Consider the following 26,934-nt stretch of genomic DNA (forward strand, 5'->3'; position numbering starts at 1 on the left):
GCAGGCGCCGCAGACGCAACCCGTCGATCTATTCCACCGCCGTCGCGGCGACCCAGCTTTCACGCTTGGTCAGGCGTTTGAAATAGGCCTGTACATTCTCCGGCGCGCCGTCGAACTGACGCATCACCTTGATCAGGTACAGCATGTAGACGATCGAGATGTCGGCCGCGGTCAGGCGGTCACCGGCCAGGTATTCGCGGTCTCCGACCCCATGTTTCCCAACAAATTCAAGAAGATGATCCACTTCTGAACGGGCCCACTTCGCCAGTTTCGGATCGCGCGCCTTTTCGGGCAGCAAGACCGTGTGCGCCAGCAGCAGGCTGACCGGCATCATCATTCCGGCTTCGCCGAAATGCAGCCATTGCAGATACCGGCCATAATCGGCCTCGTCCGGTGTCACCTCCAGCGGTGACGGTCCGTAGCGGCCCAACAGGTATTGCACGATGGCCAGCGACTCCAGCACGATGGTGCCCTTGTCGTCGAGCGCGGGAACCTTCCGCAAGGGGTGGATCTCGGCATAGGCCTCGTCACCGGCCGGACGCGAGTCGAACTTCACCGGCACGATCTCGTGCGGCAAACCCATTTCCTGCAACAGCCACAACACCCGGATCGAGCGCGTGCGCGGTGCGTGATAGACGCGAATTCCTGACGTATCGGCCATGGCCGGTCTCCCCTTATCCGTGCTTGTGCGTGTCCTACCGTTCCACGGCGATCTTGCGCCGCCGCGCTGAATTTCAGCATGTCACAGATACAACTCTGTCGCGCGCATGGGATAGTGTTTCGCGACACTTTCCGGAGACACCCATGCTCAAGCGCCTCATCCCCTCCCTTCTCGTGCTGGCCGCCGCCTGTTCGCCCTCCGCCCCGTCAGTGGCTGAAACCGCGCTGGCCGCACCGGCGATCCAGCTCGACTGTTTCCGGGAAACCGGGGCTGCCATGCTGGCCGCCCACCGTGCCGGCCCCGCGCCGGGCTATCCGGAAAACGCCCTGTCCACGCTGCGCCGCCTTGCCGATCTGGGCGTGCTCTATGCCGAGATCGATGTGCGCCGGTCCGCCGATGGCGTGCTATTCCTGCTGCATGACGACACGCTGGACCGCACCACGACCGGAGCCGGCTCCCTGGACGGTCTCGCCTGGGGCACGCTTTCCGGCACGACACTGCGCGATCCGGACGGCACGATTGTCGAGGACACCATCCCCACCCTGGCCGACGCTCTGACGGTGGCGCGTGAGGCCGGCCTTGTGCTCAATCTCGACCTGAAATCCGTCTCCCCCGAGGAGATCATCGGCTTTGTGCACGAGCATGATGCGCGCGACGAAGTCGCCATCATCGCCTATTCGGTCGACCAGGCTGCCGCGATCCACGCGCTTGATGACGGACTTCTCCTGTCCGCTCCCAACGACCCCGCTGCGCTTCAAGCCGCCGGAGCCAATCTTGAGGCCGTCTATATCTGGACCGGGGTCGGTGCCGCAGACGCCGACCAGGATGCCCGCCTCGCCGAAGCCGGACTGGAAACCTCCGCCGGCCTGTTCAGGCTCGAGAACGGCGATCCCGCCGTCTACCAGGCAGCCGCAGCGGCGGGTGTGGAACTGCTCTCGATCGACGATGTGGACACGGCTGTTGTCGCGCTGGGCGGTGCGGATGTGCTGCAGGCACAGATCGCGGCCTGCATTGTTGATTGACAGTTCGCTACCTTGGTAACAATATAGGTCCATGACGACTGCATTGACCCGGACCCAGACCGGCGTGCGGCTTGAAACCCGCACGCTTAAAACACTCAAGGGTCTCGCCGAATATCTCGATCTGTCACTCGGCGATCTTCTTGAAGGGATCGTGTGGCACGCTTTCGAGGGCAAGGTCGCGTTTTCGCCCGAGACACTGACGAAGATTGACCAGCTGAAAGCCGTCTACGGCCTCGACCTGACCGCCGCTGACAGCCACTCACTGCACGAGGCCGGCGATGACGACCCTGCCCGATAATGATTCCGGACTGAACGCCTTCCTCGCCGGACAGACGGACCCGTCCACCTTCAGTCACGCGAAACACGTCCTTCTCGCGCGGCAATTGCTGGAGCGTTCCAGCTTTCTGGAAGCAGCAGTCCTCTATGACCGTGCGCTGACACGCATCACTGAGCATGCCGGCGTTCCGGAGAAGCGTTCGGTCACCAAGACCCTCGCCTTCCTGTCGCTGATCCAGGAAAACGGCGACAGTCCCCATCCCGGACTGCTTGAAACCTGGTACACGCCAGCGCGCCTGGCGGATCCCCGAGGCCGCAACGCCTTTCTGATGCCCGACCGCTTCATCGGCTAGTGTTTCACGGGAAACATCTTATCTGAAAGGATGTTGATACGGGAGCACGCTCAATGAGCATCGAGGCGATCCGCATTCACGAGACCGGCGGACCGGGCGTGCTGCGCCTGGACACTCTCGATCTGCCCGATCCGGGACCGGGTCAGATCCGCATCCGGCACACGGCCATCGGCGTCAATTTCATCGACACCTACCATCGCTCGGGTCTCTATCCCCTGCCTCTTCCCAGCGGGATCGGCCTGGAAGCGGCCGGTATCGTCGAAGCCCTCGGTGATGGCGTGACCACGCTGAAGGAGGGCGACCGGGTCGCCTATGGATCGGGGCCGGTCGGCGCCTACTCCCAGGCTCACATCCTGCCGGCCGGGCGCGTCGCCAGAATCCCCGACGGTGTGAGCGACGAACAGGCCGCAGCCCTCATGCTGAAGGGCATGACGGTGCGCTATCTCTTCAAGGACACCTATGCGCTCAAGGCGGGCGACACGATCCTCTTCCATGCCGCCGCCGGCGGTGTCGGCCAGATCGCCTGTCAGTGGGCAGCCGATATGGCGGTTACCCTGATCGGCACGGCCGGCAGTGACGAGAAATGCGAAATCGCCCGGCAGAAGGGCGCGGCGCATGTGATCAATTACTCCAGAGAGAATGTCGTCGAGCGCGTCCGCGAGATCACCGGCGGCCGCGGCGTTCCCGTCGTCTATGACGGGGTCGGCAAGGACACGTTCGAGATGTCTCTGGACTGTCTGGCACCGCGCGGCCTGCTGGCCACGTTCGGCAATGCGTCCGGACCGGTGACCGGCGTCAATCTGGGCATCCTCACCCAGAAGGGCTCGCTCTACGTCACCCGGCCTTCGCTGATGCACTATGTGGCATCGGACGAAGACCTCGCCGCCAACACCGCCGACGTCTTCGACGCCGTCGCCCGCAGCGCCATCTCGATCGACATCAACCAGCGCTACGCCCTGGCCGACGCCCAAAGGGCGCATGAGGATCTGGAGGGACGGCGGACGACAGGTGCCAGCGTGCTGGTGCCGTAGCGATCCTCGCCGATGTCATCCCGGCCGTATGGCCTGCGAAGGCTGGCCGGAGGGCCGGGACCCATACGCGCCGATCTCTGCCGAAAGCAGGCTCGATGTCCGCGACAGCTGGGTCGGCACCGGGATTATGGGTCCCGGACTTGCGCCCCGCCTTCGCGGGGCATCCATCCGGGATGACAAACATCGGCGATGCAGTCCCTACGTATTCATCGAGTCGAAGAATTCGTCGTTGGTCTTGGTCTGGCGCAGCTTGTCGAGCAGGAACTCGATCGCATCCTGGGCGCCCATTGGATTGAGGATGCGGCGCAGCACATACATTTTCTGCAGCTGGCTGCGGTCGACGAGGAGTTCCTCTTTCCGCGTACCGGATTTGAGGATGTCGATCGCCGGGAAAACGCGCTTGTCGGCAACCTTGCGGTCCAGCACGATTTCCGAGTTGCCCGTACCCTTGAACTCTTCGAAGATCACTTCGTCCATGCGCGAACCGGTATCGATCAGCGCCGTGGCGATAATGGTCAGCGAGCCGCCATTCTCGATATTCCGCGCGGCACCGAAGAAGCGCTTGGGCCGCTGCAGGGCGTTGGCGTCGACACCGCCGGTCAGCACCTTGCCCGAGGAGGGGACGACCGTGTTGTAGGCGCGGCCCAGACGCGTGATCGAGTCCAGCAGGATGACCACGTCTCGGCCGTGCTCGACCAGGCGCTTGGCCTTCTCGATCACCATTTCGGACACCTGGACGTGACGCGTTGCCGGTTCGTCGAAGGTCGAGGCGATCACCTCGCCCTTTACCGTGCGCTGCATGTCGGTGACCTCCTCCGGGCGCTCGTCGATGAGCAGCACCATGAGGTAGCAGTCCGGGTGATTGTTCTCGATGGAGTGGGCGATGTTCTGCAACAGAACCGTCTTGCCGGTTCGCGGCGGCGCCACGATCAGACCACGCTGGCCCTTGCCGAGCGGGGCAACGATGTCGATCACCCGGCCGGAGCGATCCTTCACCGTCGGATCCTGCGACTCCATCACGAAGCGGCTCTCGGGATAGAGCGGGGTCAGATTGTCGAAATGCACCTTGTGGCGGGCGCTTTCGGGATCCTGGAAATTGATCGAGGAGACCTTGAGCAGCGCGAAATAGCGCTCGCCATCGCGCGGGCTGCGGATCTCGCCCTCGACCGTGTCGCCGGTGCGCAGGCCGAATTTTCGGATCTGGGTCGGCGAGACATAGATGTCGTCGGGGCCGGCCAGGTAGTTGGACTCCGGCGAGCGCAGGAAACCGAACCCGTCCTGGAGGACTTCCATCACCCCGCCGCCATGGATTTCGACGTCGCGTTCGGCGAGCGCCTTGAGAATGGCGAACATCATGCCCTGCTTGCGCAGGGCCGAGGCGTTCTCGATCTCCAGGGCCTCGGCGAACTGCAGAAGTTCGGTCGGCTTCTTTTCCTTGAGATCCTGCAGGGTCATCCGCTCCAGGCCTTCGAGCGGGGCGGGCAGGGAAGTTTCGTCGGTCATGATGGGTCTATCTGTCAGACATTACGGGCGACCATCCCCGGACGGGGAGCTGTCGCGTTCAAACAATCGGCGTGCCGGATGACCCGGACACGACCTGTGACATGTGGAATGGGCTGGCGCGTCGTCGGACCGATGTCCTGCGCCACGCAAAGAAAGGATCCATAAGAGGAGTTACGCAAAGCCTTGCCACGCCTCGCCATCCTCGTCAAGCACAAGCGGGGGCCGTCGGCTATTTCAGCGCCACTACCGCGATCGGCACGATGAAGAAGGCCAGCAGGAAAGGCACTTCATTGAGCATGCGATAGCGCTTGTCCGACCAGTCATTGGTGCCTTCAGCAAACAGACGGGCCCGTTTGGAATAGACGCCATGCATCGCCGACATTGCCAGCACGAGTGCAAACTTGGCCATCCAGGCCCAGTGCAGGAAGATCGTCCAGCCGCCAGCGCGCTCGGCATTCGACCAGATCAGAAGCAGGCCGAACAGCCAGGTCGCGATCATCGCCGGGTTCATGATCCCCTTGAGCAGACGGCGCTCCTGGATTTTCAGCGTCTCGTCCAGCTCGCCGCCCGGCCGGGCGCCGCAATGATAGACGAAAAGCCGCGGCAGATAGAGCATCGCCGCCATCCAGGCGATCACCGCCAGGATGTGCAGGGCCCGCAACCAGTCATACGCTGCTGCCAGGATCATGCTGTTACCGGTTCCCCGTTCCGGCAGGGACATCCGCACCATTCCGCCGGACAGATCCGCCCGCCCGTATCGCATCGCGGACCGGGCGCCCCCGCCAGGGCAGACTTCACCAATGTCGCCAGGGATTCAATGAAAACGGCATCCAGACCCAGCGCCGGCACACGGACATAGGATGTCACGCCGTGCTCGCGGGCCAGATCGCCATATTCCTCGTCAAGCTCGACCAGCGTCTCGATATGCTCGGAGACAAAGGCGATCGGGCTGAGAAGGATGTTCCGGCCGTCCTTCGCAGCGCCCTCGATCGCCTCTTCGGTCGACGGGCCGATCCATTCCAGCGGTCCGACGCGGCTCTGATAGCACACCTGCCAGTCCGGAAATTCCGGCAACTGGCGCATCACCGCCCCGACCGTCTGCTCGACCTGCCACTGATAGGGATCGCCATCCTCGATGACTTTCTTCGGCAGGCCGTGGGCCGAGAACAGCAGACGGACATTGTCCGGCCGGCCCGCCTTCTCCCAGGTCTTGCGGATCAGCGCTGCATGCGCATCCACAAAGGCCGGTTCGGTGGGATAGCAGCACACCGTGCGGGTTTCCGGACCGCCCGCCTCGCGCCAGCGCTTCAGCGAGCTTGCCGTCGTCGTCGTGGAAAACTGCGGATAAAGCGGCAGCAGCACACACTCGTCCGGCGCCCAGGCCGAAACTTCATCCGCCACGTCCTCCGTCAGCGGATGCCAGTAGCGCATCGCCGGCCACACACCGATCTCGTGATCGGGGAAAGCCTTCTGCAGCTCGGCCTTCAGCGCCTCGGCCTGCTTGCGCGTCTCCGGCAGGAGCGGCGAGCCGCCGCCCATCTTGGCGTAATTCGCCCTGGCTTCCTTCGCCCGCGTCGTCGAGATCAGCAGCGCCAGCGCCTCCCGGATCAAACCGGGCGCGCGGATAATCGCCGGATCTCGGAAGAGGTTACGCAAAAAGGGACGGACATCGTCCGGACCGTCCGGGCCGCCCAGATTGAACAGCACAACAGCCAGCTTGCGGCGCGCATCGCCCATGGCGCTCTCCTGTTTCAGGCCCGCCCCCGGATGCACGCCAGCAATTCGTGGACATGCGCGACCGGGACATCGGGCGTAATGCCGTGACCCAGGTTGAAGATATGGGGCCGTCCCGACCAGCTATCCAGCAAACGCTGCGTTTCACTGCGCAGGGCCGCACCGCCCGCCCGCAAGGCCGCCGGATCGAGATGGCCCTGGACCGGCATGCCCTCGGGCAGCATCGACTGGGCCCAGGCCGGATCCATGCCGGTATCGAGCGCCACGGCCGTGACGCCGGTCTCGCGGGCATAGCGGGCATAGAAGGCCCCGGCCCCGCGCGGGAAGCCGATGATCGGCACCGTCACGCCGGCAGCCCGCACCGTGTCGACAATCCGCCTCGTCGGCCGGATCACGACCCGCTCGAACAGGGGCTCCGGAAGCCCTTCCGCCCAGCTGTCGAAAATCTTGAGAACCTCCGCCCCGGCTTCGGCCTGCATGACCAGATATTCCGCCGTCGCATCGGCGATCCGGTCCAGCATGCCGTCGAAGGCTTCGGGATGTTGCCAGGCCGCGACCCGGGCGGAAAACCGGTCCTTGGATCCACCGCCCTCGACCATATAGGTCGCAACGGTCCAGGGCGCCCCGGCAAAGCCGATCAGCGTTGTCTCATCGGGAAGTTCAGGCGCAACCCGGCGCAGGGTCTCACCAACCGGCGCCAGCACCTCACGGGCACGCTCCGGCGTCAGCGTCTCGAACGCCAGCGGATCGAAGGGTTCCAGCCTGGGCCCCTCACCCGTGACGAACCAGACCTTGCGGCCCAGCGCGATCGGGATCAGCAGGATGTCGGCAAACAGGATCGCTGCGTCGAAACCGAACCGCCGGATCGGCTGCAGGGTCACTTCCGCAGCGAGATCCGGCGAGAAACAGAAATCGATGAAGTTCTTCGCACGGGAACGAACCTCCCGGTACTCGTCGAGATACCGGCCGGCCTGGCGCATCAGCCAGACCGGAGGCGGGGTGCGCGTCTCTCCGGAGAGGACGGCGAGCATCGGCTTTTTCGAAGTCAGTGTCATACCGCCTGATTAGGCATCCACGGGCGTTCGATCAATGCGTCCTTTTCACCAGCCCCTTTTCCTTCCCAAAACCATTTAATTGAATTGATGTGATTGTAGGGCCGTGAATCGTGTGGGCGAATACGGTTATACCGTTTTGCCGGATATCCCCGTCCCCGGCACGATATCCACAAGCCGGCAATCAGGACGTCCTTGAAAACCTGAATAACAAAACAAATTCATACTGTTGCTCGGCAGTCTTCGCAGAATATCGTGTCGAAAACCGGATCCACCCTGTGAATTGCCGATATTCCTGAACAGGCTTGTTCACAGCCTCCGGCGTGTGGAAAGAGGTGTTGGTTCTGCCGGGTAACACCCGGTACTACTCACAGGGCGGGAAGCGAATGGCCGGAATGTGGCCGGTTTTCCCAATTTGTTAACAGATCGTAAACGCGATCGAGGGGCAAAAACGCGTCATGACCGTTCCGCCATCCACACGCTTCGAAACTTGTTTCCACATCCATATGGTGTCGGATTCAACCGGCGAGACATTGATGGAGGTCATGCGCGCCTCGGTCGCGCAGTTCGAAGGCACGCATCCGCTGGAGCATCTCTACGCCCTGGTGCGCTCGTCGCGGCAGATGGAACGCGTGTTCGAGGAGGTCGAGGCCTATCCCGGCGTCGTGATGTACACCATCGTCAATGCCGATCTGCGCCGGGAGCTGGAAACGCGTTGCGCCGAACTCGGCGTGCCCGCCATTGCCGTGCTCGATCCGATGCTTGCCACGCTGAGCACCTATCTTGGCCGGCCGGTCGCCAGCCGCGCCGGAGCCCAGCGCTCCCTGGACGCCGAATATTTCCGCCGCATCGACGCGCTCAACTATACGATGGCGCATGATGACGGCCAGGGCGATGACTATGAAGCGGCCGATATCGTGCTGCTGGGCGTCAGCCGTACCTCGAAGACGCCGACCAGCGTCTATCTCGCCCATCGTGGCTATCGCGCGGCGAATATCCCGCTGGTCAAGGACGTGCCCCTGCCCGAGGCGATCTTCAAACTGCGCAATCCGCTGGTTGTCGGCCTGACTGCCTCGCCTGAGCGTATCGTGCAGATCCGCCGCAACCGCCTGCTGAGCCTGAACGAGGATCGCGATACCGACTATATCGACGACTTCGCGGTGCGCGACGAAATCCTTTATGCCAAGCGGCTCTACGCCAAGCACAAATGGCCGACCATCGATGTCACCCGTCGCTCGATCGAGGAAACGGCCGCCAAGATCATCAATCTCGTCAACGAAAAGCGCGCAGCCAAATCATGACCGAATTCGTCCTCGCTTCCGGCAGCCAGATCCGCCGCCAGATCCTCGACAATGCGGGGATCGACTTCACGGTCGAAAAGCCCGATGTCGACGAGAGCGTGATCAAGGACCGGCGCAGCGATCTCTCGCCGGCCGGGATGGCGCTGGTGCTGGGCAAGGCCAAGGCGGAAGCCGTGTCGCGCGGCCGGCCGCGCGCCCTGGTATTGGGTGCCGACCAGACGATGGAACTGGACGGCGCACTCCTCGACAAACTGCCGGACGCCAGCCTCGCCCGCGATCGTCTGATGGCGATGCGCGGCCGGTCGCACCAGCTGCATTCCGGCCTGGCGCTTTATCGGGACGGTGAATGCGTCTGGCAGCACCAACAATCTTCCACGCTGCATGTGCGCGCCTTTTCCGACGCCTTTCTTGACGATTATCTCGAGCGGGCCGGTTTTGCGCTCACGGCCAGCGTCGGCGCCTATGCGTTCGAGGGTCTGGGAGCGCAATTGTTCGAGAAGATCGAGGGCGACTACTACGCCATTCTCGGTCTGCCGCTCCTGCCGCTGCTGGACGCGCTGCGCGAATTCGACGTGATCCCGGCATGACGGACGGGCTGACAGGCCGGGCGGTCTTCGCCGGTGTGGCAGGCGATCCGGTCGCGCACTCCCTGTCGCCCAGGCTGATGGGGCACTGGATCCGCATGCTCGGCCTGGATGCGGCCTATCTGCCATTCGCTGTACCGCCTTCGGGCTTCGAGGCCTTTGTGCGCGGGCTGGCCCGCACCCAGGCAAGCGGTCTTAATGTCACCCTGCCGCACAAGGAAGCTGCCCTTGCCCTGGCCGACCGGGCGACACCGGCCGCCAAGGCCGTCGGTGCCGCCAACCTCCTGACATTTCATCCTGACGGCATTCTGGCCGACAACAGCGATGCAGCGGGCTTTCTTGCGGCGCTCGAACCCGCCGAACCCGATTATGCCAGCTCGACGGCTCTTGTACTCGGCGCGGGCGGTGCGGCGCGGGCGCTGGTTCACGCGCTGGTGACATCGGGTGTCAAGAACCTGCTCATTTCCAACCGGACTGCCGACCGGGCCCGGGCGCTGGCGGCTGAACTTGCCCCCGATGCCGGCATTGTCCCTTGGGAAGACCGCGATGCAGCACTGGCCGAGGCTGATATCGTCGTCAACGCGACGGCGCTTGGCCTGAAGGGCGAGAACGACCTCGTCATGGACTGGGCAAAAGCGCGGTCCGGCGCGATCGTGTTCGACAGCGTCTATACGCCGCTCGTCACGGGTTTTCTCGCCGGGGCGAGGCAGGCCGGGCTTAATACCATCGACGGGCTGGACATGCTGATCGGCCAGGCACGGCCCAGCTTCCGGGCTTTCTTCGGTCATGATGCGCCGGCCGATCCGCCGGTTCGTCCGGTCCTGCTCGAAGCGCTGGGAGCCCGCCCGTGAAAATCATCGGTCTGACAGGCTCCATCGGCATGGGAAAATCGGCGACGGCGAGGCTTTTCCGCGAGGCCGGCATCCCGGTCTTCGACTCCGATGCCTGCGTGCATGCGCTCTACGACGCCGGCGGCGCGGCGGTCGGACCGGTCGAAGCCGCCTTTCCCGGCTCGCTTTCCGAAGACGGCTCGATCGACCGAGCGCGGCTTTCCAGACAGTTGAATGACGACCCGGACGGCTTTGCCCGTCTTGAGGCTATTGTGCACCCGCTGGTCGCAGAGGCCCGGCAGCATTTTCTCGACGCAGCGAGAAACGATGGCGCCGATATCGTCATCCTCGATGTGCCGTTGCTGTTCGAGACCGGCGGTCATGAACATGTCGATGCGGTGATTGCCGTGCATGCACCGCACGATGTCCGCCGCGAGCGTGTGCTGCAGCGGCCCGGCATGACGGAAGACAAGCTGGCCGCCATAATCGCGCGCCAGACACCTGATTCGGTGAAGCTGGAAAAAGCGGATTATATCGTTGAAACATCGGGCGGTTTTGACGATGCGCGTCAGCAGGTTGGCAAGATCATTGCCGCGCTGCGCGCGAGCTAGACATTCCGGCCGGCGGGCAAGCGGCCGACAAGCCAGAGAGGTCCAGGGGCGGACATGCGGGAAATCGTCTTCGATACGGAAACCACGGGTCTCGATCCCAATACCGGCGACCGGGTGACCGAGCTGGGCTGCGTCGAGGTGATCGACTGCATTCCGACCGGCAAGACCTTTCACACCTACGTCAATCCGCAGCGCTCCATCCCCAAGGAAGTGATCGAGATTACCGGCCTGACCGCGGAATTCCTCGCCGACAAGCCGCTGTTCGAGGAGATCGCCGAGGACTTTCTGGCCTTTGTCGGCGACGCCGTCCTGGTCGCACACAATGCGCCCTTCGACCGCGGCTTCATCAATATGGAGCTCGCGCGGCTCGGCCACCCGATCTATCTGGAAGACCGGTTCAAGGACACGGCCCGGATCGCCCGCGCCAAGTTTCCCGGCTCCTATGTGTCGCTCGATGCGCTGTGCAAGCGGTTCGACATCTCGCTCGACACGCGTGACAAGCACGGCGCGCTGATCGACGCCCTGCTGCTGGCGGAAGTCTATCTGGAACTGACCGGCGGTCGCACCCGGGCACTCGACCTGTCCGGCCGGCATGCCTCAGCGGATGGCAAGGTGACGTTTCCCGCGCGTGCGCCGCGGCCGCAGCCGCTGGTCTCGCGTGTGTCCGACGCAGAGCGCGCCGCCCATGCCGCCTTTATCGACGAGCTGGGCGACGACGCGCTCTGGAAACGTCTGTCGAACGTCTAGCGGCTTGCGTCAGTTCGACGCGGCCGGATCGCCATTGCCGTTGGTGTCGGCGCCCGGAACGGCGGCGGCACGCTTGGCCAGCTGCTGGCGGTAGAGGCTGGCGAAATCCACCGGATCCAGCATCAGCGGCGGGAAATTACCGTCGCGCGTGGTGTCGGCGAGGATGCGGCGCGCATAGGGGAAGATCATGCGCGGGCATTCGATCAGCAGGAAGGGCTCGCGTTCGGTGTCCGGGATGTTGGCCAGCTGGAACAGGCCACCATAGGACAGTTCCGCGATGAAGACGACGCTGTCTTCGCCGGCTTCGGTCTTGCGGCTGGCGCGCGCATTGATCACCAGGAGAACTTCAAACGTATCGTCGCCGACACCGCGGGCGCGCACGTCGATCGACAGATCGATACCGGGGGCCGGCTGGCCCGGACGCAGCGTGTCCGGCGCGCCGGGATTTTCGAAGGAGAGGTCCTTCACATACTGCGCCAGCACGCGGAGCTGCGGCTGGGCGGGCGTCTGGTTATCGGTCGGCGTTGACGGTGCGTCGGTCATGTAAGTCCCCGGATGAGCCCCGGTTCGGGCAAGGTGAATGTCGGACCCCTCGAAAGGGCCGCACTGAAACAAGGCGGGCCCGTTAACATGCGGGCCTGCCTGCGGCAAGCTGGCAGCACCACAGCGCAGAGGCTGACGTGACCGCCAATCCGGCCTATATCTAGGGACTGGACCTGTTGCTTGCCCTGTCTGGCGGACCTTGATGATCGAACTTCTCTCGACCCTTATCTTCGGTGCCATCGCCGTTTTCTTCGCCATCCGCCTGTATTCCGTGCTCGGACGGCGCGAAGGCCATATGGAAGCGCCCGCCCCCCGGGATGTCGAAACCCGCAAGGACCTCGCGCCGGAAAACGCCGCGCATCTGCGGCCGGCCTTCGAGGGACCGGCCGCTGCGGGTCTGGAAGCCATTGCCGCTGCCGATACCGGCTTCGACCCGGCCCGCTTCCTCGAAGGGGCCCGCGCCGCCTATGAAATGATCGTCGAGGCCTTTGCCCGCGGCGATCGCGAAACCCTCAAACCGCTGCTCGCGCCGACCGTCTATGAACGCTATGAGGCCGCCATTGCCAGGCGCGAGACCAGGGGCGAGACCGTGCGCACGGAGATCGAGCGGATCCGCTCGGCCGAGATCACCGAGGCGGATCACGCCGATCATGTCGCGACGATCAAGGTGCATTTCGATGCCGAGATCGCGACCGAGACCCTGGATGCCAATGGCAAGTCCGTCGCCGGCGACTTCAATCGCCTCTCGACGGTGCATGAGGACTGGGTCTTCCAGCGCCGCACGGACGACAGCAATCCGAACTGGGTGCTGACCCGTGTCGCCTCGGCTTAGAGGCCGGCGCGCACCCTGGACGGTCGCGGCCGGTTGTCTGCTGCTGATTGCCTGCCAGCCGGAGCCTGAACCCGCGCCGCAGCCGGAAGAACCACCGGCACCCGTCCCCGATACGCTCGACTTCCTGCCCGCCAGCTGGGATGCACTGCCCGGCTGGGCGGAGGCCGATCTCGCCGATGCGCAATCAGCTTTCCTGCGCAGCTGCGAACGCCTGCGGGTGCGCGACGGGGCTGTGCCGCTGAGCGAACGGGCCGCCTGGGCCGGAACGGTCGCCGACTGGCGCGAGGCCTGTACCCAGCTCGATGCGGTGGAATCAGGCACGGCGCCGTTGCAGCCGGTCTTCGAGGCGGTGTTCACACCGGTCCGTGTCGTCGCTGCCGATCCGGAAAGCGGTGCCCAGGCGCAAACCGGTTTGATGACAGGCTATTACGAACCCTTCGTCCATGTCCGTCCGGAGCCGGGAGACGGTTTCACCCAGCCCCTGCGCCGCCGTCCCGACGATCTTGTCACCGTCGATCTGGGCCGCTTCGATCCGGCCCTGGCCGGGCGCCGGATCGTCGGCGAGGTGCGTGGCGGCGAGCTGGTGCTCTACAAGGATCGCGGCGAGATCGAGCGCCAGGATGCCGGCGAGGTCTTCGCCTGGGGCCGTCCGGCCGATGTCTTCTTCCTGCAGATCCAGGGCTCCGGCCGGCTGGTCTGGCCCGACGGGCATCAGGAGCGTGCCGCCTTTGCCGCCCATAACGGCCTGCCCTACCGCTCGATCGGCCGCGAACTGATCGAGCGGGGCGAGCTGGAGGCGCATGCGGCGTCCAAGGCCGGCATCGAGGCCTGGCTGGCGGAGAACGGTCCGCAGGCCACGGCCGAGCTCTTCTCGGTCAATCCGCGCTATGTCTTCTTCCAGACCCAGATGCTGGACGATCCCGCGACCGGTCCGTCCGGTTCGGCCGGCGTGCCGCTGACGCCGATGGCCTCGATCGCGGTCGACCCGTCCCGGCATGCCTATGGCGTGCCGGTCTGGCTGAGTGCCGACCTGCCCGAGCTGGGTCCCTGGTCCGGCCTGGTCGTGACCCAGGATACCGGCGGGGCGATCACCGGTCCGTTGCGGGTGGATTTTTTCTGGGGCTGGGGCGAGGCGGCAGAGCGCCGGGCCGGCTCGACGCGGGCGCAGGCGGAATGGGTGATGCTGTTGCCGCACACAGTGGTTGCACGCCTGTTCGCCGACCGCCAGCCCGCGTGATCGCCGATGAAGGGCAAGCGGACAATACGGCCCGAGGAGCGTGCGCTCTGGCGGAAGGTGGCCCGTTCGGTGACCCCGCTCGATGATGCCAAGAAGCAGTCACTTGAGCATGACGAAGAGCCCGCATTGGTGCCCCCTTCGCGTAACATTGATGACCCATCCGGTGACGTTTCCGCCCGCAAGCCGGACAGGCCGCTGCCGCAGCGTCATGCCTATCGCGATCCTGCGACCCATCACCCGCCGGTGCCGCATGACCGCTCGACGGAAAAACGCGTGCGCCGGGGGCGGGTGGAGATCGATGCCCGGCTCGACCTGCACGGCCTGACCCAGGACCAGGCGCTGTCCTCGCTGCGCCATTTTATCACGATGGCCCACACGGGGGGATATCGCACCGTGCTGGTGATCACCGGCAAGGGGCTGAAGACCCGCGAGCGCGATGCCGAGCCCTGGGATTATGTCGAGGAACCCGGCGTCCTGCGCCGCAAACTGCCGGAATGGCTGGGCAGTCCGGAATTCCGTCAGCAGGTGTCAGGAATAGCGCCCGCCCACATCCGTCATGGCGGCGGCGGCGCCTTCTATGTGACGCTGCGGGTGAAGCCTAGAGAATAAACTTCGACAGATCGGCATTCCTGGCGAGTTCGCCGACATGTTTGGCGACATAGGCCTCGTCGATCGTGACCGTCTCGCCCGAGCGGTCGGAGGCGGTGAAGGAGACCTCCTCCACCAGTTTTTCCATCACGGTCTGCAGCCGCCGTGCGCCGATATTCTCGACGGTGGAATTGACGTCGGCGGCCAGCTTGGCCAGCGCTTTCACGGCGTCTTCGGTGAAGTCCAGCGTCACGCCTTCCGTACCCATCAGCGCGGTGTACTGCTTGATCAGATTGGCTTCCGGCTCGGTCAGGATGCGGATGAAGTCGGCCTCGGTGAGCGCGGTCAGCTCGACCCGGATCGGCAGGCGGCCCTGCAATTCGGGCAGCATGTCCGAGGGTTTGGCGACGTGGAAGGCGCCCGAGGCGATGAACAGGATATGGTCGGTCTTGATGGCCCCGTGCTTGGTGGCCACCGTCGTGCCCTCGATCAGGGGCAGAAGATCGCGCTGCACACCCTCGCGGGAGACATCGCCGCCGCGGGCGTCCGAGCGCGCGGCGATCTTGTCGATCTCGTCGAGGAAGACGATGCCGTCATTCTCGGCCAGCCTGATCGCCTCGGCGGTGATCTGGGCGTCGTCGAGCAGATTGTCGGCCTCTTCCTCGATCAGCGGCGCATAGGCATCCTTCACCTTCATGCGCACGGTCCTGGTCTTCTTCGGGAAGCCCTTGCCGAACAATTCGCCCAGATTGAGCACGCCGGCCCCGCCCGAGGGCATGCCCGGAATGTCCAGCATCTGCATGGGCGAAGACGTTTCGGACAGCTGGATCTCGACATCCTTGTCGTCCAGCTCGCCGGCGCGCAGGCGCTTGCGGAAACTGTCCTTGGTGCTCTCCGACGCGCCCGGCCCGACCAGCGCCTCGAGCACGCGGTTCTCGGCAGCCGTATGAGCGCGCGCCTTCACTTCCTCGCGCTTTTTCTCGCGCACCAGGGAAATGGCGATCTCGACCAGGTCGCGGGCGATCTGGTCGACATCGCGGCCGACATAGCCGACCTCGGTGAACTTGGTCGCTTCCACCTTGATGAAGGGCGCCCCGGCCAGCTTGGCCAGGCGGCGGGAGATCTCGGTCTTGCCGACACCGGTCGGCCCGATCATCAGGATATTCTTCGGCGTGACTTCCTCGGCGAGTGTCTCGTCGAGCTGCCGCCGCCGCCAGCGATTGCGCAGGGCGATGGCCACGGCCTTCTTCGCGTCGGACTGGCCGACGATGTGGCGGTCGAGTTCGGAGACAATTTCGCGTGGAGAAAAATCGGTCATCGAGAGCTTTGCGTTGCCTGCTGGTCAGCATGATGTAATCAGGGCTATGGCCTGAAACCAGTCCCGAAAGGCAGAACGCCCATGAGCCGTCCCCGTTTCCACCTGGCTTTTCCCGTCAACGATATTGCCGAAGCGCGCCGTTTCTATGGCGGTCTGCTCGGGTGTCCGGAAGGCCGTTCGGCCGAGAACTGGGTCGATTTCGACCTCTACGGCCACCAGATCGTCGCCCATTATGCGCCGGACGAATGCACGCCGCCGCCCACCGGCGCGGTCGATGGCCACCAGGTGCCCTGCCGCCATTTCGGTCTTCTGCTGGACTGGTCCGACTGGGAAAGCCTGGCGGAAAAATTCCGCGATGCCGGCTTCGAATTCGTCATCGAGCCCTATGTCCGCTTCGAGGGCCAACCGGGCGAACAGGGCACATTCTTCGTCCGCGACCCGGCCGGAAACCATCTGGAATTCAAGACCTTCCGCAACGACGACCAGATTTTCGCGGCGTAAGGCCCGTTCTTCTTGTCATCCCGGTCGCATGGCCTGCGGAGGCAGGCCGGAGGGCCGGGACCCATACGCTCGTTGTGCCGCGTAGCAGGCGCGAAGTCCGTGGCAGCGGGATGGTCATCGGGATTATGGGTCCCGGACTTGCGCCCCGCCTGCGCGGGGCAGAAGCCTGCGCCCGCGTATGCGGGTGGCCGGGATGACACCGGAAAGGTGTGACGCATCAAGCGCTGCAGCAAACACGCTTTTCCCCGGACCCCTTTCCGGGGCCCGGCCCATGAAGGCAACTGCGCTCAGTTCGTCAGCCATCACAGGCCCCGGCACAAGGCCGGGGGAAGTGTGTTTGGGGTGAAGGGCTAGTCTTCCGGCGCGTCCAGTGCGGTGCGGGCTGTGCGGGTCATGTCGAGATTGATCTGCGGGTGGCAGAAGTTTGCGCCGCGATCGGGATGGCCGGTGGCGATCAGCCAGCCATATTCCAGCTTGGAGCGGCCGGTATTGTTGCGGCTCACCGTGACCAGGCCAGCGGCGCGGTCGACCAGCAGGTTCTGACCGCCCCAGCCCAGCGACCAGGCCAGCCCGTCATCGCTGTCGATCCACCAGGAATAGCCGAACGCATCCACCGCCGCGGCGCCCTGCTCGCCGCGCATGTCCGCCAGCGGCTGCAGGCTTTCGCGCACCCAGGCCTGCGGCACCACCTGTTCGCCGGCCCACACGCCGTCCTGCAGGTAGAGCACGCCGAAACGGGCCAGGTCCCGCGCCGACAGGCGGATGATATATTGGGGATAATCGGATTCCGAATTGGCCTCGTAATAGACGTCCTGCGGCCGGAAATCCTGCATGCCCAGGGGCGCAGCGATCCAGCTGTCAAACGCCTCGCCAATGCCCAGTCCGGTCTCGCGTTCGAAGATCGCGCCCAGCGTGTTGAAATCCCAGTTATTGTAGAAATAGAAACTGCCGGGCGCATGGCTGCCGCGGCCCGGCCGGCCGTCGCGCTGGCCCTGCGTCTCGCCGCCGGCCTGCAGATAGATGCCGGATTGCGAGGTCAGGAGGTCCAGCACCGTCGCCGACAATTCCGTCGGGGTCAGCGGCGTGGCGCTCTCGTCGATCCCCAGATCGGCCAGGCTGGCCTGCGGGTCGATCAGGCCGCGCTCGATCGCGATACCGAAAAGCGCGCTGAGCAGGCTCTTGCGCACTGAATGCGTGTTGTAGCGCGTGGCATCCCGGCCCCAGACCCACAGCGGCGCCTCGCCGCGCGCCACCACGAGCGCCTCGCACGGATGCTCCGCCTCGGCCTGCCAGTCCTGCAGCGCGGCCCGCGCACCGGCGGCCCCCGGTCCGCCATCGAGATCCGCTGCCGGTGTCGATGGAGATGGCGGCGCACACGCCACCAGCTGCCCGGCCCCCAGACCCGCCACCAGCACAGGAAACAGTGAACGCAACATCGCACCCTCCGGACAAAACGCCGTGAACGCTACACGCAGGAGGGCAGCAAAAGAAGAGATATATTGCCGGTTTAGCAGGTGGAACGCGCCAAAGCTCCGCTTCCCCCGACCTTTTCCCCCGGACCCCGTTCCGGGGCCCGGCATACGAAGGCATTTGTGCTCAGTTTGTCAGCAGTCACAGGCCCCGGCACAAGGCCGGGGGAAGTGTGTTCGGGGTTAAGGAGCTGTCCCTCCTCTGCGGTGTTTCAGCACGCGTGCGCAGGCCACTTGTCGCGGTGGAGCCTGCTTCAACACATCGCCGCTGGCGCGGCGCCCCTCCGTCTCGCCGCTCACGCGGCGATCCACCTCCCCATAAAATGGGGAGGAAAGGCGGGAGTGTGCTTGATGATGTTCCGCAGCACGAACGCTGGCGCCCTTGAGCCACCCCGGCTAGAGTGCCCGCAGGCACATCGGGGGATGGGTCGGTGCGGGTGTTTCCTTGACGGGGAGATGACCCTTGACCAGACCATGCCCGACGCCCTTCACCCGGCGATTTTCATTTGTCCGACTGGCCCTACCGGTGCTCACCGGTGTGCTGGCCGCGACCCTTCCATCCACTTCACCGGCCTTCGCCCGGCAGGACGATCTGCAGGCCCTGCTGTCGGCCCCTGTGGGGGTCGAGCGCACGGCGCCGGTTTCCAGCGTGCCTTTCCAGACGCGTGTGCGGAAATTCTATCTCGACGCTTCGGTGAACGGCGAGACTCATGAATTCATCTTCGATACCGGCTCGCCGACCATCGTGTCGCGCCAGCTCGCCGATGCGCTGGGGCTGGAAATTGTCGGCCGGAATACCGGTCGCGATGCCAATGGCACGCCGGTCACCATGGATTTCGCGATTATCGACCGGCTGACCCTGGGCGATGTCACCTTCACCCGCGTGCCGGTGCTGATCCATGATTTCTCCGGCCTGGCGACCGGGGCCTGCCTGATCGATGGCGGGGTGATCGGGTCGGAAATCCTGCCCGGCAGTGCCTGGCGGATCGATGCCGCGGCGGGCCGGCTGGAGATCGCGGAAAGCGCCGCCGCCCTGGCGCCGCTGGAGACGGTGCTGTCTGCCCCTCTTCATGATTTCGGCTATCCGCACGCGCCCGTGCTCGACTATGCGCTCGGCGAGATTGCCGACAAGGCGCTGTTCGATACCGGCAGCGAGGAAGAGGTCGTTCTGTTCCACCAGGTTGCGGACAGCCGTCCGGCGCGGGCGCATATCGTGCGCGGTTCGGTAGTCACCGGCCAGGGCAGCGAAGGCGAAAGCGCGGGCGGACGGTCTGAAAACCGCGAACTGGTACGCTTCTCGCTGGAGGACTTCCGGATCGGCGAGACCTCGCCCGGTCCTGTGCGCGCCACCACACGCACGGTCCCGCCCAGCCTGGTGGGTGCGGGGATGATGGATCGGTTCATCGTGACGCTGGACTATCCCGGCGCGGCCTTCACCCTGTCACCGCGCGACGCGCCGGCGCCGGAACGGGTCGAGCCTGGCTTTGCCCTGGCCTTTGCGGGTGAGGGAGTCGAAGTGGTGCAATTGTTCGAGGGCTCGCCGGCAGATGAGGCCGGGTTGCGCCTGGGCGACCGGGTGACTGCGATCGACGGGCGAGCGCTGGGCGGTCACGGCTGCGAGGACGTGCACTGGCTGATGGGCGAATACAGTGAGGCCGATGGCGGCGCGCTGACGGTGGAACGCGCGGGCGAAACGATGGTGATCGAGGTGCCGCCGGTGCGGTGAGGCGGGAGGGCGTTTTCTTCCCCCACATCGTGGGGGAGAATCACAACACCCGCTTTTCCCGGACCCTACCGCTCCACGGCGATCAGCGTGTCGTAGTCATACTGCGCCCTCAACTCATCGCTGATCCGCTCCAGACGCTCGATGGCGGGGTGGCCCGAGCAGCCGCGATACCAGCTGACATCCTGACGGCCATTCACGCGGGCGATGGACAGCTCATAGCCCGGCGCATCGGTGTGCCAGAGCGGGCAGGTGTCGCCGTCCTGCGTGTCGATCGAGACCGGCAGGCTGGCCGCATCCTCGCGCTCGAGCACGGCGGTCATGCGGGCAAAACTGCCGGCTTCCAGTGCGCCCGTGGTGCGGCCCTGCGTCTGCGTATGGCTGCGCGCCTCGAGCACATAGCGGTCATCCGGCGTGACGGTGATCGTGTAGGCGGGGCAGAAGCCGAAACAGGGTGTCTCGGTGACGCTGATCGCACGATAGGTGTCCGGTGCGGCCGGACCGGACGTCGCGGCACAAGCCGACAGGCCGGCAGCCAGGAGAAGGGCGGAGAGACTGTGACGGATCATGGCGGCCTCGCACGGGACGGGTCTGGGCGTGGAAAGACCTCATCAGGACGGGCAATCCGGGCCATTTCAAGGCCCCTTCCGGTCCCCGTTCAGGGTCAGCGCTATCCCGCGTCCTGAAAGCCGGATTTCAGCGCCTTCTTCACCTTTTTCGGCCTGTCGCCGAACACGGCCTCGGCCCGCTCCAGCGCCTGGGCGGCCAGCGCCTCGCAGCGCGCCTCGACCCGCTCGATCGCGGCATCGGCGTCGGCCAGATCGTCCAGCCGGCGGGCGAGACGGGAGAGGTCGTGGTGCAGGCCGAGCAGATCGACCAACGCGTCGGTCTGCGACTTGCGGCGCGCCACCTCGTCCGGCCAGGCCCGCTTCAGCGCAATCGCCTGGTAGCGCCAGTCCTGGGCTCGCTTGCGCAATTCGTGCAGGCGTTCGCCGTCCGGCACGGACTGCGCCTTGCCCAGCCGCTTTGCGGCGCGGCGATAGGTGCGCGCCATGCCGCGGGCGACCACATCCGGCGCATCGTCGGGCGTGGGCAGGCCGGCCAGCGCCCGGTCCATCTCGTCCAGCGCGCGGGCGGCCTGCCGGGCCGCTGTCTCGCGATCGACCCGTTCACGGTCGGCGCGCGCCTGCGCCGCCAGTTCCGACAGGGCCGGCCGCGCCACATCGTCGTCGCAGTCACGGACCATCGCACGGGCCAGCTGCTCCAGGCTGTCGGCATCGCGGGCCTCGGCCAGCACGTGTCCGGCGCGCCGGGCGGCGGCATTGACCAGGCTGGCCACCTCGCGATCGCTCTCGCGCAGCAGACGCGCAATCGACCGGGCGCGCTTGATGCTCTTGCGCGCCTCGTGCACGGCCAGCAGGGGATCCTCGCCCATGCCGTCAAGGGCGCGGCGGGCATTGGCGATCTCCAGGCGGACGAGACGCGTCACGCCGGTCAGATCGTCTTCATTGCGCAGTTTCTCGGTCATGGGCGCGGCTTTATACGCAGTCGATGGCGAAGTCGTGACACCAACGGGCGCGAGTGCCTGCGCGTTCCCCGGACCGCCGCTTTTCTAGGCCGGCACAGCCAGCATCCGCCCCAGCGCGCGGGCCAGGGTCTCGCCCATTTGCGGGCCCTGTTCGGGATAGAGATAGGGTTCGATCAGCTCGATCTCGATCAGCGCCAGCTGGCCGTCGAGCCCGCGCAGCATGTCGACCCGCGCATACAGCGGCTCGCCATCGATACAGTCGAGTACCGAACGGGCGAGCGCCAGCTCGTCTTCGCCGGGCACATGGATTTCCTCGTGTCCGCCATATTCCGACTGCACGCGGTAATCGCCGCTGGCCGGGATTTTCCGGGCACAGTGCGAGAACTCGCCGCCGAAGAAGAGGAAGGCATATTCGCCCTCTTCCGCCACGGCCGGCAGGAAGGGCTGGATCATGCAGTCTGCCGGCGGCAGGGCCTCGGCTGCGGGAACGGGCTCGCCCTTGCGGATCCGGGCCTGGCGCCAGGCCCCGGCCCCCAGGACCGGTTTCACCACGATATCGTCGCAGTCCAGCGTCTCGAAGGCCGCTGCGATCGTGTCCGCCGTGGCGCGCCCGGCCCAGACGGTCGGGATCATCGGCGCGCCGCGTCCGGCGAGGTCTTTGAGATAGGTCTTGCGGCTGTTCCAGCGCACCATGGGCAGCGGGTTGAACAGGCGCGTCGCCGCCGCGATCGCCTCCAGCTTCGCCATGAAGGCGTCGGGCTTTTCCATATAATCCCAGCAGGTGCCGATCATGGCGCCGTCGAAGGCAGCCGGGTCGAAGTCCGGATCGTCCCAGATCACCGGGACAAGGTCGAAGCCGGCGGCCGCACAGGCCGGCTGCAGCGCCGCGATCTCGAGCTCGTACTCGAAACAGTCGGCGCGGGCGGCGGGATTGTCGCGGAACATGCAGGCCGCGGTGAGGAAGGCGATACGGGTCATGGCGCGGGCTTTAGCAGAGCGGCGTCCGGCCGCAAGCCTTGTTCTCGCGCGGCGCTGCGGTTAGGTGTCACGGCTCAACCCGCTGTCTTTCAGCCACTGAACGGATTTTCCATGTCCCAAGCCCGTTTCGACGTGCTCGCCGTCGGCAATGCCATTGTCGACGTTCTCTCGCCGGCCAGCGACGAATTTCTCGCCGCCGAGGGCATCGCCAAGAATGCCATGACACTGATCGACGAGGACCGGGCGCGTTCGCTCTATGCGCGCATGCAGCCGGGCAAGGAAGCCTCGGGCGGATCCGCCGCCAACACCGTCGCCGGTGTCGCCTCGCTGGGCGGCAAGGCGGCCTATATCGGCAAGGTGGCCAATGACCAGCTGGGCGAGATCTTCACCCATGATATCCGCACGATCGGCGTGCATTTCGACACGCCGGCCCTGCAGGAAGGTCCGGCGTCTGGCCGCTGCCTGATCAATGTGACGCCGGATGCGGCGCGCTCGATGTGCACCTTCCTGGGCGCCGCCGCCCTGGTGACCGAGGACGATGTCGAGGCCGGTGCCGAGGCGCTCGGGGCTGCCGAGATCATCTATCTGGAGGGCTATCTCTTCGACCGCGAAGAAGCCAAGCGCGCCTATGTCGCCGCCGCCGAAATGGCTGCCGCTGCCAATCGCCGCACCGCGCTGACCCTGTCCGACGTGTTCTGCGTCGACCGGCACCGCGCCTCCTTCCGCCATCTCGTGGCCAATCACATCGACATCCTGCTGGCCAATGAGGCCGAGCTGCTGGCGCTGTACGAGACCGGGGATTTCGACACCGCCCTCAAGGCCGTGCGCCAGGATGTGGCGATCGCCGCGGTGACGCGGTCGGAAAAGGGTGCCGTGATCGTCGCCGGCGAGGAGACCGTGACCGTGGCGGCCGAACCGGTTTCGCAACTGGTCGACACCACCGGCGCGGGCGATCTCTTCGCGGCAGGCTTCCTTCTGGGCATCGCCCAGGACCGGCCGCTGGCCGAAGCGGGGAAAATGGGGGCGATTTGCGCCGCCGAGATCATCTCGCACTACGGCGCACGTCCCGACTGCAGTCTGAAAGACCTCGCCGAAGAGGCCGGAATCGCCTTCGAGTAAAGGCGTTTCCGGTATTCGACTAAAAACTTAACGAAAAAACTCCGGCATTTTAACCACAATTCAAGTGCTTGGTGTCACCGTGACCCTTGAGAACGGGCGAGAAGGTCTTCTTGCCTGCGTATTTGGTGGCGAAAACGCGCTCCGGAACGGGAGTGCGCTCAGGGGTAGACATGGCACCCATCCGCAAAGCGGTGTCGCGAGTAATGCGTTCGCTGGTGATGAAGTTCACGCTCCTCACCGGCGCTCTTATCTTCGCGACCACACTCATGCTGATGACGCTGGAGAGCATTTCCGCGCAACGGGAAACGCGTAACCTGCTGATCGACCGGTCCGTGGCCTCGCTGCAGACCACGGCGAGCCGGCTGGCCAACGCGGTGTCCGAGAACAATAACGGTTTCGTCGACCTGTATGTCGAGGAACTGATCGCCTCGCTGGGCGCGTCGGAAATGTACGTCCTCAACAATCGCCGGGAAGTGCTCGGCGAAGCCTATGACGATGACCGCGAACAGGGCCGCCTGCGCGCCGCCGACATGGCCGTCATGGCCCTGGGCGCCGGCGATCTGCGCTATTCCGTGCATGACGGTTTCCTGGAAATGGCCGCGCCTGTCTATACGGCCGAACGCCGCCTGGTCGGTGTCGTCTATGCCAAGCGCGAACTGGTCGAACTCGTTGCCTCGCGCAATGCCGCGATCCAGCGCCAGACGCTGATCGCCCTGTTCGCCCTGGGGATTTTCCTGCCGCTGGCCGCGCTCATCGTCGGCCGCGCCCTCAAGCCGGTGCAGACGCTGACCGATGCGGCGCGCCTCGCCTCGTCGAAAAATCTCGACATGCGCATCAATGTGAAGACCGGCGACGAGCTGGAAGTGCTCGCCAATGCCTTCAACCGCATGTTTGCGCGCCTGGACGGCAATCTGAAACGCATCCACCGCCTGGCCTATGTCGACCTGGTAACCGAGCTGCCCAACCGCGAGCGCTTCCGCAAGGAAACCGAGCGCGTGGCCCGCAAGGCGCTGGAAGAGGGCACGTCCGGTGCCGTGCTCTTCCTCGATCTCGACCGCTTCAAGCGCGTCAACGATTCGCTGGGTATCGGCGAGGGCGACCGCCTGCTGGAAATGGTCGGCCGCCGTCTGTCCGAGGTGGCCCGCGGCTGTGACATGGCCTCCGCCAGCGGCGAGGAACCCTCCATGGTCGCCCGTCTCGGCGGGGACGAGTTCACCGTGCTGCTGCCACAGATCGCCGACAGCGCCGACGCGGCCCGTATTGCCAACAAGCTGGTCGATGCGATCCGCATGCCCTTCGAGATCTCCGGCCACCACGTCTTCCTGGGTGTGTCGATCGGTGTCGCCGTCTTCCCGCAGGACGGGGCCGACCCGGAAACCCTGATGCGCCATGCCGACCTCGCGATGGCCCATGCCAAACGCGCCGGCGGTTCGGCCGCGCAATTCTTCGAGCCGACCATGAACCAGTCCGCCTTCGAGCGCCTGGTGCTGGAGAACGAGCTGCGCGACGCCGTGCAGCAGGACCAGCTGGTCGTCTACTACCAGCCGAAAGTCCTGATGAAGGACGGCACGTGTGCCGGGGCCGAGGCGCTGGTGCGCTGGCAGCATCCGACGGCGGGCCTCCTGTCGCCGGGCGCCTTCATCGAGGCGGCCGAGGAATGCGGCCTGATCGGCGAGATCGGCGACTGGGTGCTGCGCGCCGCCTGCCGCGAAGCCGCCTCCTGGCGGGCCCGCGGTCTGGAAATTCCGGTCGCGGTCAATGTCTCGGCCATGCAGTTCGAACGCGAGGGCTTCTCGGACTCCGTGCTCGACGCGCTGCACGCCGCCAATCTGCCGCCGCACCTGCTGGAGCTGGAGCTCACCGAGTCGATCGCGATGGAAAACCCGGAACGGGTGATCGAACAGGTGCAGCCGCTGCGCGATCGCGGTGTCAGCTTCGCCATCGACGATTTCGGTACGGGCCACTCCTCCCTGTCCTACCTGACGCGCATGCCGTTCGACGTGTTCAAGATCGACCAGTCCTTCGTGCGCGACATGGCGACCGACCCGCACGCCCGCATCGTCGTCGAGACGATCCTGGCCATGGCCAAGTCGCTGAAACTGGAAACCGTCGCGGAAGGCGTGGAGACCGCCGAGCAGATGAACATGCTGCGTGCCCAGGGGGCCACCCTGGCCCAGGGCTTCCTGTTCGGCCGCCCGATGCCGGGTGCCGATCTGGTGGAATTCGCCACCGATTCCAGCGCCGACCGCGCCGTCAACGAATAGCCGCGCCCGGCGCCCAGGGCACGCTCGATACGGCAAAGCCTGCTTGTCATCCCGGACGGATGCCCGGCCTTGTGCCGGGCGCAGGTCCGGGACCCATGGGCACGGTGCGTCTCCAGACAATTATCGGTCCCGGCAACGCGCCTGCTTCCGGCCAGCCGCGGCGTTTATAGGTGCCGGCCCTGCGTCCCGCCTGCGCGGGGCATTCGGCCGGGATGACAATTGCGGTTGGTTTCAGCAGACCCCGGGGGTTGATCCTGCCCGTCGCGTCGGCCACATCCTGTTCTCATCCTGATTGCGGAGAGACCGTCATGACTTCCCCGACCGACTATGCCGATGCCAGCCAGTGGCGGGGCACCACGATTGTCGCGGTCCGCAAGGCCGGCAAGCTGGTGATCGCCGGCGACGGCCAGGTGTCGATCGGGCCGACCGTGATGAAGGGCAATGCCCGCAAGGTGCGCCGCCTGGCCGGCGGTAATGTGGTCGCCGGTTTCGCCGGCGCCACGGCCGACGCCTTCGCCCTGTTCGAACGCCTGGAAGTCAAGCTGGAACAATATCCCGGCCAGCTCGCCCGTGCCTGTGTCGAGCTTGCCAAGGACTGGCGCACCGACCGCTATCTCAGGCGCCTGGAAGCCATGCTGATCGTCGGAGACAGCGTGGAAACCTATCTGCTGACCGGCGCCGGCGATGTGCTGGAACCGGAAGACGGCATCGTCGCTGTCGGCTCCGGCGGCAATTACGCCCTTTCGGCCGCCCGCGCGCTGTTCGACTACGAGGACGACCCGGAAGTCATCGCCCGCAAATCCATGGCCATCGCCGCCCGCATCTGCGTCTACACGAACGAGAACCTGACGGTGGAAGTGCTGGGCAGCAAATAGGGCAGTTCTCCTACTCAAGCGCACTTTTCACTCACTCAAGCGCACTTTCCCCGGAACAAGTGTTCAGCCCGGGGACATGGCTGACACCTGTTCGGGGACATGGCTAACACATTTTCGGTGTGTTGAGGTTGATGGTTTTGATGGTTATGGCTCCGAAGCAGAGGGCGTATTGGCCGTCTGTATCGAGCGGGCGCAGGGCGAGGCGTTCGCCGCAGAAGGCCTTGGGGACGCGCCAGACACGCCCCTTGAAGGTG

General features: G+C 65.3%; 28 protein-coding genes and 1 pseudogene. 17 read left to right on the plus strand and 12 right to left on the minus strand.

Going from position 1 to position 26,934, the window contains the following annotated elements:
- Nucleotides 1-28: 28 nt before the first annotated feature.
- Entirely contained in the window at nt 29-661 is a 633-nt protein-coding gene (locus PKE71_RS12090) for a glutathione S-transferase family protein (protein WP_271187236.1), read from the minus strand.
- A 143-nt stretch (nt 662-804) separates the two neighbouring features.
- Between PKE71_RS12090 and PKE71_RS12095 the strand changes: the two genes are divergently transcribed.
- The 4 genes from PKE71_RS12095 to PKE71_RS12110 are packed head-to-tail and all read left to right on the plus strand — an operon-like array spanning nt 805 to nt 3,343.
- Nucleotides 805-1,683 (plus strand): glycerophosphodiester phosphodiesterase family protein, encoded by an 879-nt coding sequence (locus PKE71_RS12095; RefSeq protein WP_271187237.1) that lies wholly within the window; start codon nt 805-807, stop codon nt 1,681-1,683.
- A gap of 31 nt (nt 1,684-1,714) precedes the next feature.
- The gene (locus PKE71_RS12100) at nt 1,715-1,981 is read left to right on the plus strand and encodes a hypothetical protein (protein ID WP_271187238.1); all 267 of its coding nucleotides are present in this window, start codon (nt 1,715-1,717) and stop codon (nt 1,979-1,981) included.
- Entirely contained in the window at nt 1,962-2,312 is a 351-nt protein-coding gene (locus PKE71_RS12105) for a hypothetical protein (protein ID WP_271187239.1), read from the plus strand. The genes PKE71_RS12100 and PKE71_RS12105 overlap by 20 nt, the downstream gene beginning before the upstream one ends.
- Nucleotides 2,313-2,365: 53 nt before the next feature.
- Nucleotides 2,366-3,343: a quinone oxidoreductase family protein gene (locus tag PKE71_RS12110; RefSeq protein WP_271187240.1), complete on the plus strand. Its 978-nt coding sequence runs from the start codon at nt 2,366-2,368 to the stop codon at nt 3,341-3,343.
- A gap of 198 nt (nt 3,344-3,541) precedes the next feature.
- Here the strand turns inward: PKE71_RS12110 and rho are convergent, their stop codons facing one another.
- The 4 genes from rho to hemE all read right to left on the minus strand — a co-directional run bounded on the left by rho (nt 3,542) and on the right by hemE (nt 7,635).
- Nucleotides 3,542-4,846 (minus strand): transcription termination factor Rho, encoded by a 1,305-nt coding sequence (gene rho, locus PKE71_RS12115; protein WP_373878812.1) that lies wholly within the window; start codon nt 4,844-4,846, stop codon nt 3,542-3,544.
- Nucleotides 4,847-5,075: 229 nt separating this feature from the next.
- Nucleotides 5,076-5,534, minus strand: a complete 459-nt coding sequence (locus tag PKE71_RS12120) for a CopD family protein (protein WP_271187241.1) — start codon at nt 5,532-5,534, stop codon at nt 5,076-5,078.
- On the minus strand, nt 5,531-6,583 hold the full coding sequence (gene hemH / locus PKE71_RS12125; RefSeq protein WP_271187242.1) for a ferrochelatase: 1,053 nt from the start codon (nt 6,581-6,583) through the stop codon (nt 5,531-5,533). The genes PKE71_RS12120 and hemH overlap by 4 nt, the downstream gene beginning before the upstream one ends.
- A gap of 14 nt (nt 6,584-6,597) precedes the next feature.
- The gene (gene hemE / locus PKE71_RS12130; protein WP_271187243.1) at nt 6,598-7,635 is read right to left on the minus strand and encodes a uroporphyrinogen decarboxylase; all 1,038 of its coding nucleotides are present in this window, start codon (nt 7,633-7,635) and stop codon (nt 6,598-6,600) included.
- A 455-nt stretch (nt 7,636-8,090) separates the two neighbouring features.
- Between hemE and PKE71_RS12135 the strand changes: the two genes are divergently transcribed.
- The 5 genes from PKE71_RS12135 to dnaQ are packed head-to-tail and all read left to right on the plus strand — an operon-like array spanning nt 8,091 to nt 11,705.
- Complete coding sequence (locus PKE71_RS12135; RefSeq protein WP_271187244.1) at nt 8,091-8,933, plus strand: pyruvate, water dikinase regulatory protein; 843 nt, start codon at nt 8,091-8,093, stop codon at nt 8,931-8,933.
- Complete coding sequence (locus PKE71_RS12140) at nt 8,930-9,520, plus strand: Maf family protein (protein ID WP_271187245.1); 591 nt, start codon at nt 8,930-8,932, stop codon at nt 9,518-9,520. Before PKE71_RS12135 ends, PKE71_RS12140 begins: the two co-directional genes overlap by 4 nt.
- Nucleotides 9,517-10,368: a shikimate dehydrogenase gene (gene aroE, locus PKE71_RS12145; RefSeq protein ID WP_271187246.1), complete on the plus strand. Its 852-nt coding sequence runs from the start codon at nt 9,517-9,519 to the stop codon at nt 10,366-10,368. Before PKE71_RS12140 ends, aroE begins: the two co-directional genes overlap by 4 nt.
- Nucleotides 10,365-10,958, plus strand: coding sequence for a dephospho-CoA kinase (gene coaE, locus PKE71_RS12150; RefSeq protein WP_271187247.1), 594 nt, complete (start codon nt 10,365-10,367; stop codon nt 10,956-10,958). The genes aroE and coaE overlap by 4 nt, the downstream gene beginning before the upstream one ends.
- A 54-nt stretch (nt 10,959-11,012) precedes the next feature.
- Complete coding sequence (gene dnaQ, locus PKE71_RS12155; protein ID WP_271187248.1) at nt 11,013-11,705, plus strand: DNA polymerase III subunit epsilon; 693 nt, start codon at nt 11,013-11,015, stop codon at nt 11,703-11,705.
- A 9-nt stretch (nt 11,706-11,714) separates the two neighbouring features.
- Here dnaQ and secB read toward each other — a convergent pair whose 3' ends face one another.
- Nucleotides 11,715-12,248: a protein-export chaperone SecB gene (secB, locus tag PKE71_RS12160; protein ID WP_271187249.1), complete on the minus strand. Its 534-nt coding sequence runs from the start codon at nt 12,246-12,248 to the stop codon at nt 11,715-11,717.
- A 202-nt stretch (nt 12,249-12,450) separates the two neighbouring features.
- Between secB and PKE71_RS12165 the strand changes: the two genes are divergently transcribed.
- From PKE71_RS12165 to PKE71_RS12175, 3 genes are all read left to right on the plus strand, one after another.
- Entirely contained in the window at nt 12,451-13,080 is a 630-nt protein-coding gene (locus tag PKE71_RS12165; protein ID WP_271187250.1) for a Tim44/TimA family putative adaptor protein, read from the plus strand.
- On the plus strand, nt 13,064-14,317 hold the full coding sequence (gene mltA / locus PKE71_RS12170) for a murein transglycosylase A (protein WP_271187251.1): 1,254 nt from the start codon (nt 13,064-13,066) through the stop codon (nt 14,315-14,317). The genes PKE71_RS12165 and mltA overlap by 17 nt, the downstream gene beginning before the upstream one ends.
- Before the next feature lie 69 nt (nt 14,318-14,386).
- Nucleotides 14,387-14,926, plus strand: coding sequence for a Smr/MutS family protein (locus PKE71_RS12175; protein WP_271187252.1), 540 nt, complete (start codon nt 14,387-14,389; stop codon nt 14,924-14,926).
- Here the strand turns inward: PKE71_RS12175 and hslU are convergent.
- Nucleotides 14,916-16,223 carry an ATP-dependent protease ATPase subunit HslU gene (gene hslU, locus PKE71_RS12180; protein ID WP_271187253.1) on the minus strand — a complete coding sequence of 436 codons (1,308 nt, stop codon included), beginning with the start codon at nt 16,221-16,223 and terminating at the stop codon, nt 14,916-14,918. The two genes, PKE71_RS12175 and hslU, sit on opposite strands and share 11 nt — an antisense overlap.
- 81 nt (nt 16,224-16,304) lie before the next feature.
- Here hslU and PKE71_RS12185 point away from each other — a divergent pair, with 81 nt between their 5' ends.
- Nucleotides 16,305-16,724, plus strand: a complete 420-nt coding sequence (locus PKE71_RS12185; protein WP_271187254.1) for a VOC family protein — start codon at nt 16,305-16,307, stop codon at nt 16,722-16,724.
- 350 nt (nt 16,725-17,074) lie between these two features.
- Here the strand turns inward: PKE71_RS12185 and PKE71_RS12190 are convergent, their stop codons facing one another.
- Entirely contained in the window at nt 17,075-18,160 is a 1,086-nt protein-coding gene (locus PKE71_RS12190) for a serine hydrolase domain-containing protein (protein ID WP_271187255.1), read from the minus strand.
- Between the two features lie 496 nt (nt 18,161-18,656).
- On the opposite strand from PKE71_RS12190, the gene PKE71_RS12195 reads away from it, so the two are divergent.
- The gene (locus tag PKE71_RS12195) at nt 18,657-19,919 is read left to right on the plus strand and encodes an aspartyl protease family protein (protein WP_271187256.1); all 1,263 of its coding nucleotides are present in this window, start codon (nt 18,657-18,659) and stop codon (nt 19,917-19,919) included.
- Nucleotides 19,920-19,984: 65 nt separating this feature from the next.
- Here PKE71_RS12195 and PKE71_RS12200 read toward each other — a convergent pair whose 3' ends face one another.
- The 3 genes from PKE71_RS12200 to PKE71_RS12210 form a co-directional block, all read right to left on the minus strand.
- Nucleotides 19,985-20,485: a DUF6438 domain-containing protein gene (locus tag PKE71_RS12200; protein ID WP_271187257.1), complete on the minus strand. Its 501-nt coding sequence runs from the start codon at nt 20,483-20,485 to the stop codon at nt 19,985-19,987.
- Between the two features lie 101 nt (nt 20,486-20,586).
- Nucleotides 20,587-21,444, minus strand: coding sequence for a CHAD domain-containing protein (locus tag PKE71_RS12205; RefSeq protein WP_271187258.1), 858 nt, complete (start codon nt 21,442-21,444; stop codon nt 20,587-20,589).
- Nucleotides 21,445-21,528: 84 nt separating this feature from the next.
- Complete coding sequence (locus tag PKE71_RS12210; RefSeq protein ID WP_271187259.1) at nt 21,529-22,422, minus strand: ATP-grasp domain-containing protein; 894 nt, start codon at nt 22,420-22,422, stop codon at nt 21,529-21,531.
- A 111-nt stretch (nt 22,423-22,533) separates the two neighbouring features.
- Here PKE71_RS12210 and PKE71_RS12215 point away from each other — a divergent pair, with 111 nt between their 5' ends.
- From PKE71_RS12215 to hslV, 3 genes are all read left to right on the plus strand, one after another.
- Nucleotides 22,534-23,541 (plus strand): adenosine kinase, encoded by a 1,008-nt coding sequence (locus PKE71_RS12215; RefSeq protein WP_271187260.1) that lies wholly within the window; start codon nt 22,534-22,536, stop codon nt 23,539-23,541.
- Between the two features lie 170 nt (nt 23,542-23,711).
- The gene (locus PKE71_RS12220) at nt 23,712-25,805 is read left to right on the plus strand and encodes a putative bifunctional diguanylate cyclase/phosphodiesterase (protein WP_271187261.1); all 2,094 of its coding nucleotides are present in this window, start codon (nt 23,712-23,714) and stop codon (nt 25,803-25,805) included.
- Nucleotides 25,806-26,113: 308 nt separating this feature from the next.
- Nucleotides 26,114-26,680, plus strand: a complete 567-nt coding sequence (gene hslV, locus PKE71_RS12225; protein ID WP_271187262.1) for an ATP-dependent protease subunit HslV — start codon at nt 26,114-26,116, stop codon at nt 26,678-26,680.
- A gap of 63 nt (nt 26,681-26,743) precedes the next feature.
- Here the strand turns inward: hslV and PKE71_RS12230 are convergent.
- Nucleotides 26,744-26,934 (minus strand): annotated as a pseudogene (locus PKE71_RS12230) (IS481-like element ISRm20 family transposase); the annotation flags it as partial.

Source organism: Maricaulis virginensis, assembly GCF_027922185.1.
Classification (GTDB): domain Bacteria; phylum Pseudomonadota; class Alphaproteobacteria; order Caulobacterales; family Maricaulaceae; genus Maricaulis; species Maricaulis virginensis.

What these genes read in the sequence shown, in the direction of transcription:
- rho (WP_373878812.1), bottom strand. Translation starts at nt 4,846, where the DNA reads ATGACCGACGAAACTTCCCTGCCCGCCCCGCTCGAAGGCCTGGAGCGG.
- PKE71_RS12215 (WP_271187260.1), top strand. Translation starts at nt 22,534, where the DNA reads ATGTCCCAAGCCCGTTTCGACGTGCTCGCCGTCGGCAATGCCATTGTC.
- hemH (WP_271187242.1), bottom strand. Translation starts at nt 6,583, where the DNA reads ATGGGCGATGCGCGCCGCAAGCTGGCTGTTGTGCTGTTCAATCTGGGC.
- PKE71_RS12105 (WP_271187239.1), top strand. Translation starts at nt 1,962, where the DNA reads ATGACGACCCTGCCCGATAATGATTCCGGACTGAACGCCTTCCTCGCC.
- PKE71_RS12100 (WP_271187238.1), top strand. Translation starts at nt 1,715, where the DNA reads ATGACGACTGCATTGACCCGGACCCAGACCGGCGTGCGGCTTGAAACC.
- PKE71_RS12205 (WP_271187258.1), bottom strand. Translation starts at nt 21,444, where the DNA reads ATGACCGAGAAACTGCGCAATGAAGACGATCTGACCGGCGTGACGCGT.
- PKE71_RS12190 (WP_271187255.1), bottom strand. Translation starts at nt 18,160, where the DNA reads ATGTTGCGTTCACTGTTTCCTGTGCTGGTGGCGGGTCTGGGGGCCGGG.
- PKE71_RS12140 (WP_271187245.1), top strand. Translation starts at nt 8,930, where the DNA reads ATGACCGAATTCGTCCTCGCTTCCGGCAGCCAGATCCGCCGCCAGATC.
- hslU (WP_271187253.1), bottom strand. Translation starts at nt 16,223, where the DNA reads ATGACCGATTTTTCTCCACGCGAAATTGTCTCCGAACTCGACCGCCAC.
- PKE71_RS12200 (WP_271187257.1), bottom strand. Translation starts at nt 20,485, where the DNA reads ATGATCCGTCACAGTCTCTCCGCCCTTCTCCTGGCTGCCGGCCTGTCG.
- PKE71_RS12165 (WP_271187250.1), top strand. Translation starts at nt 12,451, where the DNA reads ATGATCGAACTTCTCTCGACCCTTATCTTCGGTGCCATCGCCGTTTTC.
- PKE71_RS12095 (WP_271187237.1), top strand. Translation starts at nt 805, where the DNA reads ATGCTCAAGCGCCTCATCCCCTCCCTTCTCGTGCTGGCCGCCGCCTGT.
- PKE71_RS12120 (WP_271187241.1), bottom strand. Translation starts at nt 5,534, where the DNA reads ATGATCCTGGCAGCAGCGTATGACTGGTTGCGGGCCCTGCACATCCTG.
- PKE71_RS12185 (WP_271187254.1), top strand. Translation starts at nt 16,305, where the DNA reads ATGAGCCGTCCCCGTTTCCACCTGGCTTTTCCCGTCAACGATATTGCC.
- PKE71_RS12110 (WP_271187240.1), top strand. Translation starts at nt 2,366, where the DNA reads ATGAGCATCGAGGCGATCCGCATTCACGAGACCGGCGGACCGGGCGTG.
- PKE71_RS12210 (WP_271187259.1), bottom strand. Translation starts at nt 22,422, where the DNA reads ATGACCCGTATCGCCTTCCTCACCGCGGCCTGCATGTTCCGCGACAAT.
- PKE71_RS12090 (WP_271187236.1), bottom strand. Translation starts at nt 661, where the DNA reads ATGGCCGATACGTCAGGAATTCGCGTCTATCACGCACCGCGCACGCGC.
- PKE71_RS12220 (WP_271187261.1), top strand. Translation starts at nt 23,712, where the DNA reads ATGGCACCCATCCGCAAAGCGGTGTCGCGAGTAATGCGTTCGCTGGTG.
- dnaQ (WP_271187248.1), top strand. Translation starts at nt 11,013, where the DNA reads ATGCGGGAAATCGTCTTCGATACGGAAACCACGGGTCTCGATCCCAAT.
- hemE (WP_271187243.1), bottom strand. Translation starts at nt 7,635, where the DNA reads ATGACACTGACTTCGAAAAAGCCGATGCTCGCCGTCCTCTCCGGAGAG.
- PKE71_RS12135 (WP_271187244.1), top strand. Translation starts at nt 8,091, where the DNA reads ATGACCGTTCCGCCATCCACACGCTTCGAAACTTGTTTCCACATCCAT.
- hslV (WP_271187262.1), top strand. Translation starts at nt 26,114, where the DNA reads ATGACTTCCCCGACCGACTATGCCGATGCCAGCCAGTGGCGGGGCACC.
- secB (WP_271187249.1), bottom strand. Translation starts at nt 12,248, where the DNA reads ATGACCGACGCACCGTCAACGCCGACCGATAACCAGACGCCCGCCCAG.
- aroE (WP_271187246.1), top strand. Translation starts at nt 9,517, where the DNA reads ATGACGGACGGGCTGACAGGCCGGGCGGTCTTCGCCGGTGTGGCAGGC.